Source organism: Nitrosomonas sp. sh817 (genome assembly GCF_030908545.1).
Classification (GTDB): Bacteria; Pseudomonadota; Gammaproteobacteria; order Burkholderiales; family Nitrosomonadaceae; genus Nitrosomonas.
Map to the genome: position 1 here is coordinate 1,145,072 of NZ_CP133083.1, position 16,209 is coordinate 1,161,280.

A 16,209-nucleotide genomic window follows, 5' to 3' on the forward strand; every position below is an offset into this window, starting at 1 on the left:
CCGGTAACGGGGGGCAATGGAAGGTGCAATGGCAATCGGTGCGATACATGGTTTTCTAACCGTTTTTTTGGAGAATGGTATTGTGCGCTTTGGGTAAAGTTGCGGGGTAGTCTTTGCTGAAGTGCAAGCCGCGGCTTTCGTGGCGGAGCATCGCGCAGCGCACGATCAAATCGGCGCTGTCGACCAGATTGCGCAGCTCCAGCAAATCGCTGGTGACGCGGAAATTCGTATAATACTCATTGATTTCTTCGCGCAGCAACTCGATTCTGCGTTGCGCGCGCTGCAACCGTTTCGTGGTGCGCACGATGCCGACATAGTTCCACATGAAGCGGCGCAGCTCATCCCAATTGTGCGCGATGACAATTTCTTCGTCCGCATCGGTAACGCGGCTTTCATCCCAGCCGGGGAGCGCCGGCAATCCATTCGCGGGTTGATTGATAATAGCCTCGCTGGCCGCTTGCGCCAGCACCACGCATTCAAGCAGAGAATTGCTGGCCAGGCGATTAGCGCCGTGCAGCCCGGTATGCGCGGTTTCGCCGATGGCGTAGAGATTGCTCAAATCGGTTCTGCCTTGCTGGTCGGTCACAACGCCGCCGCACGTGTAATGCGCAGCTGGCACAACCGGTATCGGTTCCCGGGTGATGTCGATGCCCAATTCCAAGCAACGGCCGTAAATCGTCGGAAAATGCTCTTTCAAGAAATCCGCCGGTTTGTGCGAGATATCCAGATAAACGCAATCCAGGCCGCGTTTTTTCATTTCAAAGTCGATGGCGCGCGCGACGATGTCCCGCGGTGCGAGCTCTGCGCGTTCATCATGGCGGGGCATAAAACGATCGCCGTTGGGCAGCTTCAATAAACCGCCTTCGCCGCGAACGGCTTCGCTGATTAAAAAAGACTTAGCATGCGGATGATAAAGGCAGGTCGGATGGAATTGAATGAATTCCATATTGGCGATTCTGCAACCGGCGCGCCAGCCCATTGCGATACCGTCGCCGGTGGCAGTGTCCGGGTTGGTGGTATAGAGATAAACCTTGTTCGCGCCGCCGGTCGCCAATACCGTGTTTTGCGCCGTAAAGGTCAGCACCCTGTCTTTTTTCTTGTCGAGAACGTAAGCGCCGAAACAGCGTTTCTGCCCGGCATGCGGGTGATCCGGCAGCTTGTCGCTGGTGATCAGATCGATCGCGATATGTTGTTCCAGCATGCTGATATTCGGATGCGCGCGGATTTGCTCGAGCAACGCCTGTTGCACCGCTTTGCCGGTGGCATCGCCGCTGTGGATGATCCGCCGCATGCTGTGGCCGCCTTCCTGGGTGAGGTGATATCCGGTCCCGTTGCTTGGGTCGGCAGTAAAAGCAACGCCTTCATCGATCAACCAATGAATCGCAGCCGCTGCATGTTCGGCAATAAACCGGGTGATTGCTTCATCGCATAAACCGGCTCCGGCGATCAAAGTGTCTTGCACATGTTGCGCAGGAGAATCTTCATGCGATAAAGCCGCTGCAATCCCGCCTTGCGCCCATGAACTGGCACCGGATTCCGCGGTTTGCTTGGTGACAATACAGACTTTCTGCTGTTTGGCCAGATGCAATGCCAGGGAAAATCCAGCCAGCCCGCTGCCGATAATGAGCGTATCGAAATAGTTGTTAGACATTCAACCGATTAATACTTCAAATAATTAAGCTGCTTCCACCGGTGTTAAGGAAACGCTGATTAATGGACTATACGAGCAAATCACTTCGTTGTGCGGTACCCACTTCCTCGCCTATCTTGTTGATATGTCTCGGTTGCTGTGTTTCGTGCACCTAGTCCTTCATCCCGTTCGCCGAATTAATCAGAGCTTCCTTAAGCGATCACCATCCCAAATTGCCAAAAACCCGGATAAGCGGTTATGACCGGTGAACCTGGAAAGATGTTACGAAACAACAAGCCTTGGGATTGCTGCAGCAAAAATCAGCGAGCCATACTGCTTCGCGCCAAGGAGGCATCGTAACGCAATCGTAACACGATACACTGCTGGCTTGGGATATCAAAGTAGGGAGTGAGATACAAAATCATGCTTCCAACGCCACCCAATTCACCTCGCATTCCCCCGCTTCCGCCGCCACAAACGCCGATTCACCGCTGATCGTGACGGAAATATCCATCGTTCGTTGCGCCAACGCCGCCAATGCTTGAATGTGCGGCCAATCAAACCGGAAGACAGCGGCGGTCAGCGGGGCGAAACTGGCTTGCTCTTGTATCCACCAGATATTCGATTTGGAATTGAAGCTGTACACTTTGACGGTTTGTGCAATGCGGGTGGCTTTTTTAATGCGCTCCGGCGCGGGCTCGCCGATGTCGATCCATAAGCCGATCCGGCCATCCGGGGTGTGCGTCCACAGGTCGGGTTCGTCTGTGGTGCCCAAGCCTTTGGTGAACAGCAGCGATTCCTCGGCGTTGATGCAATACGCGAGCATGCGCGCCATCATGCGTTCCAGCGTTTCGGAAGGGTGCTGGGCAACCGTCAGGTTGAGCGTGTCGTAATAATTGCGGTTGAGATCGGTCAGCGCAATTTTGAATTTATAAATGGTCGGTTTTAATGCCACAGGTTCACCGGGAGTGTTATGAATGCCGCCGCGTTACCGCCGATTTGAATTCTTGATTCTGGGTCAGACACTTATTCAATTTTCTGAAAAATTCAATGTCCTGCAGCTTCTACATGAAGTTTCAGACCGAGTGCTTTAATGACTTTAAGGATAGTGGCGAGACTTGGGTTGCCGTCTCCCGACAAAGCCTTATAAAGGCTCTCCCGTCCAAGTCCGGTATCATGCGCAAGCTGGCTCATGCCGCGTGCTTTGGCGATGGTACCGATTGCTTTGGCGATAAAGGCGGCGTCGTCACCGGCTTCTTCAAAGCAAGCTTGCAGATAGAGCACCATGTCTTCTTCGGTTTTTAGGTGTTCGGCGCTATCCCAATCCCGTATTCTGATTTCTTTCACCGATCATTCTCCTATTTTTCGTGCCAATTCAAGCGCTGTTTCGATATCCCGTTGCTGTGTTGATTTGTCGCCACCCGCCAGCAACAAAAAAACTGCCATGCCGACCTGTTTGTAATACACCCGGTATCCGGCGCCGGCATGGATGCGCATTTCGAATACGCCTTCGCCAACTGATCCGCAATCACCGAAATTACCATCCTCCGCGCGGTCGATTCTCGCCTGAATTCGCGATTTGGCTATGCGATCCTTCAGTGAAGAGAACCAATCATCGAAAATTTCGGTGGTTTTGATCGTGTTTATAGCTGGCATTGTATCCCATTATATACAGATATCAATCCAACCATTTGGCAAAGCTGGTGCGCTGCCGAAGCTATCGAAAGAAACAGCATAGTTCATGCTGATTTCCTGTAATTACTCGATTCCCTGCGAACGCAAATAATCCTCGTAATCGCCCTTGAAGTCGCGGATGCCGTCCGGTGTCATTTCCAGGATGCGGGTAGCCAGCGAAGAGACGAATTCGCGGTCGTGGGAGATGAAAATCAGCGTGCCGGTATACCGTTCCAGCGCGCTGTTCAGCGATTCGATCGATTCCATGTCCAGGTGATTAGTCGGTTCGTCCATCAACAAAACGTTCGGTTTTTGCAGAATCAGCTTGCCGAACAGCATGCGGCCTTGTTCTCCGCCGGAAATGACTTTCGTGGATTTTTTGATGTCATCACCGGAAAACAATAACCGGCCGAGCGTGCCACGGATGGTTTGATCGTCGTCGCTGCCTTTCCGCCACTGGTCCATCCATTCGGTCAGCGACATGTCTTCGGCGAAATCGGCCGCATGGTCTTGCGGGAAATAGCCGGGATTTGCTTTATCGGTCCATTTGATCTCGCCGGAATCAGGAGCCAGATCGCCCGCCAGACAACGCAGCAGCGTGGTCTTGCCGATACCGTTCGGACCGATGATGGCGACTTTCTCACCGGCCTCGATATTTACGCTGAAATTCTCGAACAGCGGCTTATCCATGCCGGGGAAAGCTTTGCTAATGGCTTGGATGGAAACCGCCAGGCGATGCAATTTTTCCTTTTCGTGATATTCAAAGCGGATAAACGGATACTGGCGGCTGGACGGCTTGACGTCTTCGAGCTTGATTTTTTCGATCTGCCGCGCGCGGCTGGTGGCCTGCCGGGCTTTCGACGCATTGGCGGAAAAACGGCTGACAAACGATTGCAAATCGGCAATCTGCGCTTTCTTCTTGGCGTTATCGGCCAGCATGCGTTCGCGCACCTGGGTCGAAGCGGTCATGTAATCGTCGTAGTTGCCGGGATAAATGCGCAGCTCGCCGTAATCCAGATCGGCCATGTGCGTGCACACGCTGTTCAGAAAATGCCGGTCGTGGGAAATGATGATGATGGTGTTCTTGCTGGTGTTGATCACATCCTCCAGCCAGCGGATGGTATTGATATCGAGGTTATTGGTCGGCTCGTCCAGTAACAAAATATCCGGATTGGAAAACAACGCCTGCGCCAGCAACACGCGCAATTTGTAACCCGGCGCAATGGCGCTCATCAATCCCTGATGCTGAGAAGAGGGGATGCCGACGCCGAGCAGCAACTCGCCGGCGCGCGCTTCCGCGGAATAACCGTCCAACTCGGCGAACTCGGACTCCAATTCAGCGGCGCGCATGTAATCGTCTTCGGTGGCGTCCGGATTAGCGTAAATGGCGTCGCGTTCCTGCTTGATGCGCCATAAATCTGCGTGCCCCATCATCACCGTATCGATCACCAAATAGTCTTCAAACGCAAACTGATCCTGCCGCAGCTTGCCCACCCGCTCGCCGCTGTCGACCGAAACATTACCGGCCGTCGGCTCCAGATCTCCGCCGAGAATCTTCATGAACGTCGACTTACCGCAACCGTTCGCACCGATCAGCCCATAGCGGTTACCCCCGCCGAATTTAACGGAAACATTTTCAAACAGCGGCTTGGCGCCGAATTGCATGGTGATATTGGCGGTTGTAATCAAAGCGGGTACCTGCGGATTAGTGTTACAAGAAAGGGGCGCACATTTTAAACGTTTTTCAATGGAATTGCTGAGTTATGGTGGGGGGTGATCTACAGGTTCGGCGATTCATTGCATGAAACGACGGTTGGGGGGTATGCTTCGCGGGTATGGGGTTTTGGGGTAGAGGTCTAATTCTTTCTTGCAAAGAAACTTAAATGGTGACGGTTCCATAAAAAATAAGGAGATAGAATGAATTCTGCAGTACTAGTTATTACGCTTGACGTAATATTCGTGTTGTTTAGCAACGTCTAAATATAGTTATGTTTACTTCATAAGGATGGTGCTGTGACCCATATATTCATAAGTTATTCTTCTAAAGACGAAAGCATTGCGCGTCAGCTATACAGTGCAATCTCCGGTTTAGGTATAGAGCCATTCTTGGCAAGTATTTCCTTGCAACCGGGATCACAATGGTCAAAAGAAATTTTAAGTAGCCTTAAGAAAGCTCAATGGGTGCTTTTTCTCGCATCCGAATCCGCTTGCCAGTCCCAAGCAGTGCAGCAAGAACTGGGTGCCGCTGTGATTTCTGGTAAGGAAATTATTCCAATCATTTTAGATATTGAGCCAGAACAGTTGCCAGCATGGATAAAGGAGCTACAGGCCATAGATATCCGAAATGGAAATGTCGAAGAGTTGCGGGAAGTACTAAAAGGCATTGCAAATAAAATCAGGTGGGATCAAGTTACAACCGCATTGTTAATTGGCGCCATTATCGGGGTTATCGCAGGAGTAATGCTAAGTCGCGCCAAGTAAGCATCCCCCCTTTATCCGCGTAAGGTGGAAGCCGAAAGTATTCCGCTGAGTTTATCAGCATTTTCCCAAAACGCAAAGGAGATATGGCATGACCCAAATTGCAAAGAACACGATCTGCCTCTGGTACGAAAGCGATGCTGAGGGTGCTGCGCGATTTTACGCCGAGATATTTCCCGATTCGTCAGTCGGCGCGGTGCATCGCGCACCGGGGGATTACCCATCGGGCAAAGAAGGAGACGTATTGACGGTCGAGTTCACCGTCATGGGCATCCCGTGCCTCGGACTCAATGGCGGGCCTGCGTTCAGGCACAACGAAGCCTTTTCGTTTCAGGTTGCGACCGAAGATCAAAGTGAAACGGATCGCTATTGGAACGCAATCGTCGGTAACGGCGGCCAGGAGAGCGACTGCGGCTGGTGCAAGGACAAGTGGGGCATCTCCTGGCAGATTACGCCGGTTGCCCTGACGAAAGCATTCACCAGTCCTGACCGCGCAGCCGCAAAACGAGCGTTTGATGCGATGATGACGATGAAGAAAATCGACATTGCCGCCATCGAAGCAGCATTCCGCGGTTGAGACGCGAGCGGTTTAAACTCATTCATGCACTTCTGACAGCGATCTTCCCAAGGCTTTGGCGATGCCTTCGCCATACGCCGGGTCGGCTTTCAGGCAATGGCGGATGTGGCGGAGCTGAATTTCGCGCGGTGCGCCGCTGATCGAGCTGGCGGTGTTGGCGAACAGTGTTTGTTGTTGCGCCGGGCAAATGCTTTGTGCCGAAGCTAAAGACGAAACCGGTAGGAATAAAATAAAAAAACCGCGGTTTCTCATTTTTCGCATGGTTTTATTCCGGACGCGCTGATTAATTGACTGCACGAGCGAATTGCTTCGTTGCGCGGTACTCACTCCCTCGCCTATCAGATTGATATGTCTCGGTTGTTGCGTTCCGTGCGCCTCGCCCTTCATCACGTTCGTTGAATTAATCAGCGCTTCCTTCAGAAACCGCTTTTCCAGTCTCGCAATTTTTTAATGATGTTTTAAGCGTGAAAATCTTCTAATTCCGCTTGCGCTGATAGATGCGAAAAAACTGCCATTCCCGCCGCTTACCCGGCGAATGGAAACAATCGTCTCAGGTATAATGCTGGAATCTTTCTTTTAAAATTATGACCCGATCTATGACGAGAGAATCCCGCACAGCCTTATTGGAAAGCCTATTTCCCCAACGCATCCTGATTCTGGATGGCGCGATGGGTACGATGATTCAGACGTTTAAGTTAACCGAGGCGGATTTTCGCGGACAGCGCTTCGCCGATTTTCCGCACGACCTCAAGGGTAACAACGATTTGCTGACGTTGACGCAGCCGGACATTATCCGCTCGATTCATAACGGCTATCTGGAAGCGGGCGCGGATATTCTCGAAACCAATACGTTCAATTCCAATGCCGCGTCGATGGCGGATTACCACATGCAGGATCTGGTGTATGAATTGAACGCTGCTTCGGCCAAGCTGGCGCGTGAGGCGGCGCAGGCTTATGAGGCGAAAACGCCGGATAAACCGCGCTTTGTCGCCGGCGTGATCGGCCCGACCACCAAAACCGCGTCGATTTCTCCGGACGTCAACGATCCGGGGTTTCGTAATATCACTTTCGATCAATTGGTGACCGACTATACCGAATCGATTCGCGGACTGGTCGATGGCGGCGTCGATATTCTGCTGGTGGAAACCATTTTCGATTCCCTGAATTCCAAGGCGGCGCTGTTCGCGATCGATCAATTTTTCGAGGATCGCGGTATCCGCTTGCCGATCATGATTTCGGTGACGATTACCGATGCCTCCGGACGTACTTTGTCGGGACAAACGCCGGAAGCATTCTGGAATTCGATCAGTCATACCCGGCCGTTGTCGGTCGGCATCAATTGCGCGTTGGGTGCAGAATTGATGCGGCCGTATATCGAAGAGTTGTCGGGAGTTGCGGATGTGTATATCAGCGTGCATCCCAATGCCGGGTTGCCGAATCCGCTGTCCGAAACCGGTTACGATGAAACGCCGGAATATACCGCCAACCAGATTAAAGGGTTTGCCGAAGCGGGGTTCGTCAACATCGTCGGCGGCTGCTGCGGCACCACGCCGGCGCATATCAAAGCCATCGCCGGCGCGGTGAGCGCTATCGCGCCGCGCAAGATTCCCGAAATACCGAAAAAATTACGCTTGTCCGGACTGGAACCGCTGAACATCGGCGACGATTCATTGTTCGTCAACGTCGGCGAGCGCACCAACGTGACCGGTTCGCGCGCGTTCGCCCGTTTGATTCTGAACGATAATTACGCGGAAGCGCTCAGCGTGGCGCGCAGCCAGGTGGAAAACGGCGCGCAGATTATCGACATCAACATGGACGAAGCGATGCTGGATTCGCAGAAAGCCATGGTGACTTTCCTGAATCTGATCGCCGCCGAACCGGACATTTGCCGCGTGCCGATCATGCTCGATTCCAGCAAATGGTCGGTGATCGAAGCCGGATTAAAATGCATTCAGGGCAAGCCGGTGATCAATTCGATCAGCATGAAGGAAGGCGAGGAAGAGTTCATTCATCACGCCAAACTGGCGCGCCGCTACGGCGCCGCCGTGATCGTCATGGCATTCGACGAGCAGGGTCAGGCCGATACGCTGCAACGCAAGGTCGAGATTTGCACGCGCAGCTACCGGATTCTGGTCGATAAAGTCGGTTTCCCGCCGGAAGACATCATTTTCGATCCGAACATCTTTGCGATCGCCACCGGTATCGAAGAACATAACAACTACGGTGTCGATTTCATCGAAGCGACCCGCGCCATCAAGCAAACCTTGCCGTACGCCAAAGTGAGCGGCGGGGTATCGAATGTGTCGTTTTCTTTCCGGGGTAACGAACCGATCCGCGAAGCGATTCATACGGCGTTTTTGTACCACGCGATCAAGGCGGGGATGACGATGGGGATCGTGAACGCCGGGCAGTTGGGTGTTTATTCCGATATTCCGCCGGAATTACTGGAAAGGGTCGAAGACGTGCTGCTGAACCGCCGGCCGGATGCCACTGAGCGGTTGGTCGAATTCGCTGAGCAGTTCAAAGGACAGAAGAAAGAGCAGGTCGAAGATTTGGCGTGGCGCGAGGAGCCGCTGCAGCAGCGGTTGACGCATGCGCTGGTCAGGGGCATTTCGACCTATATCGAAGTGGATACCGAGGAAGCGCGTGTTGAGATCGAACGCAAAGGCGGGCGGCCGATCCAGGTTATCGAAGGGCCACTGATGGACGGCATGAGCGTGGTCGGCGATTTGTTCGGCGCGGGTAAAATGTTTTTGCCGCAAGTGGTTAAATCCGCCCGGGTGATGAAACAAGCAGTGGCGCATCTGCTGCCGTACATTGAGGCGGAGAAGAAATTGCTCGGCGATGACAAGCCCAAAGGCAAGATCGTCGTCGCCACCGTCAAGGGCGATGTGCACGATATCGGCAAGAACATCGTCGCCGTGGTGCTGCAATGCAACAATTACGAAGTGATCAACATGGGTGTGATGGTGCCGAGCGCGCAAATTCTGGAAACGGCGCGGCGCGAGAACGCCGATATCATCGGCTTGTCCGGCTTGATCACGCCATCGCTGGAAGAAATGGCGCATGTCGCCAAGGAAATGCAGCGCGAGGGTTTCACCATTCCATTGCTGATCGGCGGCGCGACTACTTCGCGCGTGCATACCGCTGTCAAAATCGCGCCGCATTACGAAGGGCCGACGGTATGGGTGCCGGATGCGAGCCGCGCGGTCGGCGTCTGCAGCAATTTGCTGTCCGAAGACCTGCGCGCAAATTATGTGCGCGAAATCAAGGAAGAATACGAGAAAGTCCGCACGCAGCATAAAAACAAGAAAGGACCGTCGAAGTTGTTGACGCTGGCGGAAGCGCGCGCCAATGCGTTCAAGACCGACTGGGCGAATTATCAACCGCATCAGCCGGAATTGATCGGCGTGCGCACGCTGAACAATTATCCGCTGGAAAAAATCGTGCCGTTCATCGACTGGACGCCATTCTTCCAGGCTTGGGAGCTGGCCGGACGTTATCCCGATATTCTGACCGATGAAGTGGTCGGCGAAACCGCCAGCCAATTGTTCCGGGACGCGCAGGCCATGCTGAAGAAAATCGTCGAGCAAAAGTGGCTCGGCGCCAATGCGGTGATCGGTTTATTTCCGGCGAATGCGGTCGGCGACGATATCGAAATCTATACCGACGCTTCGCGCAGCAAAATCGCAATGGTATACCACTGCCTGCGGCAGCAGGATCAGAAACCTTCCGGCAAGCCCAACCGTTGTCTCGCGGATTACATTGCGCCGAAAGCAACCGGCATCCCGGATACCATCGGTTTGTTCGCAGTCGGCGCCGGATTCGGCATCGACGATCGCATCAAGGCATTCGAAGCGGTCAACGACGACTACAGCGCAATTGTATTGAAAGCGCTGGCCGACCGGCTGGCGGAAGCATTCGCGGAACATATGCACATGCGCGTGCGCCGTGAATTCTGGGGGTACGTCAAGGATGAAAAACTGACCAACGAACAATTGATCAACGAGGAATATCTCGGTATCCGTCCGGCGCCGGGTTATCCCGCTTGTCCGGATCACACCGAAAAGGGACCGTTGTTCGCCACCCTGAACGCCACTGAGAATACCGGCATCATCATTACCGAATCATTTGCGATGGTACCAACCGCCGCGGTCTCCGGTTTTTACTTCTCGCACCCGGAATCGTCGTTTTTTGCGGTCGGCAAGATCGGCAAGGATCAGGTCGAAGACTATGCGCAACGCAAAGGCTGGACAGTCGAAGAAGCCGAGCGCTGGCTGGCGCCGGTGCTGGCGTATGAACGGTGATTGCGCGTAATTATCGGGCGCGGTCAGGAAATTATTTGGCAGGTTGTGTGCATTGATGGTTGCGCCCGGAAAGACAACCGCCGGGCAAAATTGCCTTCCTTTGCTTCCTTTGTTATGGCAACGCTGATTAATTGTCTGCGCAAGCGATTTGCTGCGTTGAGCGGTGCTCAGAAACTTGCCTATCTTCACGATATGTCTTAGTTCTTGTGCTCCATCCGCCTCGCATCTCATCTTGCTCGGTGAATTAATCAGCATTTCCTCATCGTTTTCTTCTCAAGATTTTCATGAATCGGCAAAATACTTATTCAGTTTCTTAACTGAAAAGATTAATATCGAGGCTGGTGAAATTGTCAACAGTTAAATATTCACCGTAGAAACACAAGGTAATTTATTGATAATAATAAGTTTGTGCTAATGGAGGCATGCCTTGTCGAAATAAAAATTTTATTAAAGGGATTAATTATGATGAAAAAAAATATACGCAATCTGGCAATCGCCGGATTGTTTTCGCTCACACCACTTGCCGTTCATGCGGCACCGGTTGATTTATCAAGCTGGACGGAACTGACGCTCAATTATCCAGGCGGTCAAGGTCCTGGCAACTGGGTGCTGGAACCCGGTAATACCGCTGTCGAACAGGTAATCAATGCCGATCCGTCGTTCTTTTTGAACAACCAGAACCTGAGCAGCTATACCGTCGATGGTACCTGGAAAGTCAAAACATCCGGCGACGACGATTACATGGGTTTTGTCTTCGGTTATCAAAATTCCAGTAACTTTTATCTGTTCGACTGGAAACAAGCGTCGCAAGGCTATGTAGGCCGTACCGCAACGGAAGGGATGACCCTCAAGAAATTTGAAGGTGCGACCGGCGATGGTCTGGTGGATTTATCATTGGAAGAATTTTGGGAAAATCAGGTTGATTTCGGCGACATGAGCGTGCTTGCCACCAATCATTCCAGCACCAAAGGCTGGGTTGATAATATCGAATACACCTTCCATCTGGAATACAACCTGACGCCCGGCGACATTCATATTGTGATCAGTCAAGGCGCTACCGAGCTATGGAACGTGACCGTTAACGACACCACGTTTGCCTCGGGACAATTCGGCTTCTATAACAATTCGCAATCCAATGTGCGTTATGCCGGATTTGAAGTCACACCGGTTCCGGAACCTGAAACATACGCGATGTTGCTGGCCGGTTTAGGACTTGTGGGATTTATGGCGCGACGTAGAAAAGCGGTTGTTGCTTAATATTTCTGGTTCTTTTTCTAAAAACAGGAGCTTAGGCTCCTGTTTTTTTTAATACAGCTTCAAAATAAGTTATTGAGGTAATAATATAAATCCCTAACAGCTTCAACACTGGTGTATTTTTCAATTAAGATTACTAATCCAGAAACTATTGCAGCGCCGAGAATGATTGGTTTCATTGTTTGAGGACTCAATTTATCGAGCAATAAATTCGATTGGATTGTAATATTTTTCTCGCTCAATGAGAGTTCACGAGTTTCTATTATGCAGTAACGTGCAGAATTAGGCGGCAATTCCCCAAGAACCAAATGTATGTCTTGAGGTTTATTATTCATAATAGTAAACCCTTGCTTTTCAGAAAAAGCAGTAACCAGTTTCATTACACCTTGGTTTTCAATAGAAATATAAAAATGAATATTGTTAATACTCGAATGATAAGGATTCTTGATCTGAATGATATTCACAATTTTTGAAGCATCGCGGAGTCTATGAATCGCTTCTACTTTTTCTTTGTCATTGGAGCAATGTTCCTCAATTTCCTGAAACAAATTAACAAATACATCAAATTCGCTATTCAAATAAGTAATTTGTTTTGATGATTTCTCATCTGAATCGATATTACTCAGCTCATAGTCGTATTTTTTGTACAATATGTGATTGAGACGACCGAGAGGATTTCCCGTCCATATTGTTTCACGCTCAATCCTATTTGTGTTTTCATCTTTAGAAAGTCCGAAATTCCATTTTAGCTTTTCAAACTCCGATTTCCAGCGTTCTTGAGTATTGCCATTCGCATATTGAAGAGGGCCAAAATATTTAGGCTTTAAATTCCATTCAGCCAGTTCATTAATCACATTAATTTCTCTAATCGGATTGCGGTATCCGATGAGAATTCGTTCATGATTACTTCCAGGACATTCAGCAATTTGATTAAAAATATCGATCAAGCATGCGCAATCATCGTATGTTTTTCTGCGTAATGCTAAATCAAGATTAAGCACAAAAATTGAAGTTGCGAGGCGTAGTTTGGGTTTTCTTATGAACCAGGAAGATACCAATAAAACTTGAATGGCAGTCAATTGAAGAAATAATGTTAGGAAATCTTTAAGTATTTCCATGCATTTATTTCAGTAATGATTTATAAAGCGTTTGATAAGCCATCGCACTCGCTTGCCAGCTAAAATCTTTCGCCATGCCGTTTTTCTGCAATCGCTGCCAGGTTTGTTTGTCGTGATAGGTAGCGGCGGCGCGTTGAATGGCGTGAAGCAAGCTATCGGCGGACATGGTGCCGAACATGAAGCCGCTGGCGCTATTGTTGGCAAGCGTTTCCGGTGTGCAATCGACCACGGTGTCGGCCAGGCCGCCGGTGGCATGCACGACCGGCGGAGTGCCGTAGCGCTGGCTGTACATTTGATTCAGTCCACATGGCTCAAAACGCGACGGCATCAAAAAGCAATCGGCGCCTGCTTCGATCAGATGCGATAAAGATTCCTCATAGCCGATGCGTACGGCGATACGATCCGGATGACTGTGCGCGAGCATCACCAGCAGATGCTCCAGTTGCGCCTGGTCGCTGCCGAGCACGACCAGTTGCGCGGGTATTTTTATCAGTTGCGGCGCTATCTGAATCAGCAAATCGCTGCCTTTCTGGAAACTCAAACGGCTTACCATGCCGAACAGCGGAATATCCGCATCGGCGGTCAATCCCATGCGCTGCTGCAAAGCGCTTTTGTTAGCGGCTTTGTCGGACAGTTTTTTGCTGTTGTAGTTTTGCGCCAGGTGCGGATCGGTGGCGGAATCCCATTCCCGGGTATCGATACCGTTGATGATACCGCTCAGTTGATCGCTGCGCGCGGCGAGCAGGCCTTGCAGACCGAACCCCAGCGGTTCCGTCTGTATCTCTTGGGCGTAATTGGGGCTGACGGTGGTGAGACGGTCCGCGTAATAAAGTCCGGCTTTGAGAAACGACAGATTGCCGTAATATTCGGCACCGTGAATATCGAAACTCTCGGGCGGCAATCCCAATTGCACCACGGTTCCGGGCGGGAAACAGCCTTGAAACGCGAGGTTATGAATGGTGATGATAGTGGCCGCTGTTTTACCGTTGTGAAAATGCAAGTAAGCGGGGGTAAGTCCGCTTTGCCAATCGTTGCAATGCGCGATGTGCGGGCGCCAGGCAATCGGACTGATATCGCTGCTCAAGATCGCGCCGATTTTCGACAGCAAGCCGAAGCGCAGCGCATTATCCGGCCAATCGCGGCCGTATTCATCCATATAAGGCCCGCCGTCGCGGCAATAGAGGCCGGGGCAATCAATCACAAATACCGGAATATGTTCCGCTTTGTTCAGCGATAACCGCGCCGACAGCAAGGATGCGGGAGGAAAATGCGCTAATGATGAGAAATCAGCGATCTTGGATTTGTATTTGACGCCGGCGAGGACTTGCGGATAACCCGGCAACAACAGCCTGACATCGGTTTGCAGTGTCCGCAATGCAGCAGGCAGCGCGGCGCTGACGTCGCCCAGACCGCCGGTTTTGCACAACGGATAGACTTCCGAGGTGATAAAGAGCACGCGAAGCGATTGTAGCGACGGCATGAAGGATGTTACCGGTGTGCTTTGAAATACTGGATCAAGCCGTTGGTGGATGCATCATGGGACGTAATCGTCTCTGTCTGGTCGAGTTCGGACAGGATTTTTCCGGCGAGTTGCTTACCCAGTTCCACCCCCCATTGATCGAACGGATTGATATTCCAAATCACGCTTTGCACGAACACTTTATGTTCGTACAACGCGATCAGCGCGCCGAGTGTTTCAGGATCGAGTTTTTTGAAAAGAATCGACGTAGTCGGGCGGTTACCGGGGAAAATCTTGTGCGGCAGCAATTGTTCGAGGGCTGGGCCGCTCAATCCCTGTTTTTGCAGTTCGGCGCGGACTTCCTCCCCGGTTTTACCGGTCATGAGCGCTTCGGTTTGCGCGAAAAAATTAGCCAGCAGCATACGGTGGTGATCGTCAACCGGGTATTGGCTCTGACACGGCGCCAGAAAATCGGCGGAGACGGTTTGCGTGCCTTGATGCAGTAATTGATAAAAGGCGTGCTGGCCGTTGGTTCCCGGCTCGCCCCAGACCACTGCGCCGGTCGCATAGTCGGCGGTCTCACCGTCACGGGTGATGCGTTTGCCGTTGCTTTCCATTTCCAGTTGCTGCAAATACGCGGGGAAACGGTGCAACGATTGATCGTACGGCAATACCGCATGGCTGGCGGTGCCATAAAAATTAATTTGCCAGATACCCAGCAGCCCCAGCATCACCGGCAGGTTTTGCTGCAGCGGCGCGGTGGCGAAGTGCCGGTCCATGCCGCGCGCGCCGGCGAGCAGCGCATAAAAATGATCCATGCCGGTAGTCAACGCGATCGGCAGGCCGATTGCCGACCATAGCGAATAGCGGCCGCCGACCCAATCCCAGAATTCGAACATGTTATCCGGGTCGATACCGAATTGCGTCACTGCGGTACGGTTGGTCGAGACTGCAACGAAATGTTGCGCGATGGCTGCTTCGCTGCCGCCGTTTGCCAGAAACCATTGACGCGCGGAGTGCGCGTTGGTCAATGTTTCCTGCGTGGTGAAGGTTTTCGACGCGATGATGATCAACGTCGTTTCCGGGTTGAGATGCCGCAGCGTATCGGTTAATTGCGCGCCGTCGATATTGGAAATGAAGTGCGGCTTGATGCCGTTCACCCAATAAGGCTTCAGCGCCTCGGTGACCATCACCGGACCGAGATCCGAGCCGCCGATGCCGATGTTGACGACATCGGTAAAGATTTTTCCGCTATAACCCCGGCGCGCGCCGCTTTGAATCGAAATGGCAAAGCGCTCCATTTGTTTGAGCACACGTTTCACATCGGGCAGCACATCCACACCATCGCAATAAACCGGCTGTTCGCTGCGCAATGCGGTATGCAAGGCAGCGCGTTGTTCGGTGGCATTGATTTTGTCGCCGGAAAACATGCGGGCGATCCAGCTTTGCAATTGTTGCTGCTGCGCCAAGGCAAGCAGCAAATCAACGGTTTCCGCCGTAACCGGCTGCTTCGAAAAATCCATCAGAATGTCTTTGAAGCACAAGGAGAATTTCTCGAAGCGGGATGGATCGTCATGGAATAATTGGTGCAAATGCTGCGTCGTCATGACGGAATGGTGTGCTTTGAGTGCAAGCCAGGCGGGTGAATGCGTGAGTGCGGACATAAAGTAGTATTGGCGTATTGGTGAATCGTAGCGTGTTAAAAATATGAT

14 protein-coding genes and 1 pseudogene are annotated in these 16,209 nt (G+C 51.8%); 6 read left to right on the forward strand and 9 right to left on the reverse strand.

What is annotated here, in order from left to right:
* Positions 1-55: 55 nt before the first annotated feature.
* The 5 genes from nadB to RBH92_RS05410 form a co-directional block, all read right to left on the reverse strand.
* The gene (nadB, locus tag RBH92_RS05390) at positions 56-1,651 is read right to left on the reverse strand and encodes an L-aspartate oxidase (RefSeq protein WP_307933602.1); all 1,596 of its coding nucleotides are present in this window, start codon (positions 1,649-1,651) and stop codon (positions 56-58) included.
* 400 nt (positions 1,652-2,051) lie between these two features.
* On the reverse strand, positions 2,052-2,585 hold the full coding sequence (locus RBH92_RS05395; RefSeq protein ID WP_307933603.1) for a YaeQ family protein: 534 nt from the start codon (positions 2,583-2,585) through the stop codon (positions 2,052-2,054).
* Between the two features lie 92 nt (positions 2,586-2,677).
* Positions 2,678-2,977: an addiction module antidote protein gene (locus RBH92_RS05400; RefSeq protein ID WP_292923162.1), complete on the reverse strand. Its 300-nt coding sequence runs from the start codon at positions 2,975-2,977 to the stop codon at positions 2,678-2,680.
* A gap of 3 nt (positions 2,978-2,980) precedes the next feature.
* Positions 2,981-3,286, reverse strand: a complete 306-nt coding sequence (locus RBH92_RS05405) for a type II toxin-antitoxin system RelE/ParE family toxin (RefSeq protein WP_307933604.1) — start codon at positions 3,284-3,286, stop codon at positions 2,981-2,983.
* A 102-nt stretch (positions 3,287-3,388) separates the two neighbouring features.
* The gene (locus tag RBH92_RS05410; protein ID WP_307933605.1) at positions 3,389-4,993 is read right to left on the reverse strand and encodes an ABC-F family ATPase; all 1,605 of its coding nucleotides are present in this window, start codon (positions 4,991-4,993) and stop codon (positions 3,389-3,391) included.
* Positions 4,994-5,317: 324 nt separating this feature from the next.
* Between RBH92_RS05410 and RBH92_RS05415 the strand changes: the two genes are divergently transcribed.
* Both RBH92_RS05415 and RBH92_RS05420 read left to right on the forward strand, forming a co-directional pair.
* Positions 5,318-5,785, forward strand: coding sequence for a toll/interleukin-1 receptor domain-containing protein (locus RBH92_RS05415; protein WP_307933606.1), 468 nt, complete (start codon positions 5,318-5,320; stop codon positions 5,783-5,785).
* Positions 5,786-5,873: 88 nt separating this feature from the next.
* The gene (locus RBH92_RS05420; RefSeq protein ID WP_307933607.1) at positions 5,874-6,359 is read left to right on the forward strand and encodes a VOC family protein; all 486 of its coding nucleotides are present in this window, start codon (positions 5,874-5,876) and stop codon (positions 6,357-6,359) included.
* An 18-nt stretch (positions 6,360-6,377) separates the two neighbouring features.
* On the opposite strand, the gene RBH92_RS05425 is transcribed toward RBH92_RS05420, so the two are convergent.
* Positions 6,378-6,620, reverse strand: coding sequence for a catalase-related domain-containing protein (locus RBH92_RS05425; protein WP_307933608.1), 243 nt, complete (start codon positions 6,618-6,620; stop codon positions 6,378-6,380).
* Between the two features lie 335 nt (positions 6,621-6,955).
* On the opposite strand from RBH92_RS05425, the gene metH reads away from it, so the two are divergent.
* The 4 genes and pseudogenes from metH (at position 6,956) to RBH92_RS14955 (ending at position 11,923) form a co-directional block, all read left to right on the forward strand.
* The gene (gene metH, locus RBH92_RS05430; RefSeq protein WP_307933609.1) at positions 6,956-10,666 is read left to right on the forward strand and encodes a methionine synthase; all 3,711 of its coding nucleotides are present in this window, start codon (positions 6,956-6,958) and stop codon (positions 10,664-10,666) included.
* Positions 10,667-10,867, forward strand: coding sequence for a hypothetical protein (locus RBH92_RS05435; RefSeq protein WP_307933610.1), 201 nt, complete (start codon positions 10,667-10,669; stop codon positions 10,865-10,867).
* Between the two features lie 264 nt (positions 10,868-11,131).
* Positions 11,132-11,764: pseudogene (locus tag RBH92_RS05440) on the forward strand (PEP-CTERM sorting domain-containing protein); the annotation flags it as partial.
* Complete coding sequence (locus RBH92_RS14955) at positions 11,738-11,923, forward strand: FxDxF family PEP-CTERM protein (protein WP_374049964.1); 186 nt, start codon at positions 11,738-11,740, stop codon at positions 11,921-11,923. The pseudogene RBH92_RS05440 and the gene RBH92_RS14955, both read left to right, overlap by 27 nt.
* 59 nt (positions 11,924-11,982) lie before the next feature.
* Here the strand turns inward: RBH92_RS14955 and RBH92_RS05445 are convergent, their stop codons facing one another.
* From RBH92_RS05445 to pgi, 3 genes are read right to left on the reverse strand one after another with little or no spacing between them, the layout of a single operon-like run.
* Positions 11,983-13,038, reverse strand: a complete 1,056-nt coding sequence (locus RBH92_RS05445) for a hypothetical protein (RefSeq protein ID WP_307933611.1) — start codon at positions 13,036-13,038, stop codon at positions 11,983-11,985.
* Between the two features lie 4 nt (positions 13,039-13,042).
* Positions 13,043-14,518, reverse strand: coding sequence for a glycogen synthase GlgA (gene glgA / locus RBH92_RS05450; RefSeq protein ID WP_307933612.1), 1,476 nt, complete (start codon positions 14,516-14,518; stop codon positions 13,043-13,045).
* Positions 14,519-14,526: 8 nt separating this feature from the next.
* Complete coding sequence (gene pgi, locus RBH92_RS05455) at positions 14,527-16,161, reverse strand: glucose-6-phosphate isomerase (protein WP_307933613.1); 1,635 nt, start codon at positions 16,159-16,161, stop codon at positions 14,527-14,529.
* Positions 16,162-16,209 lie beyond the last annotated feature (48 nt).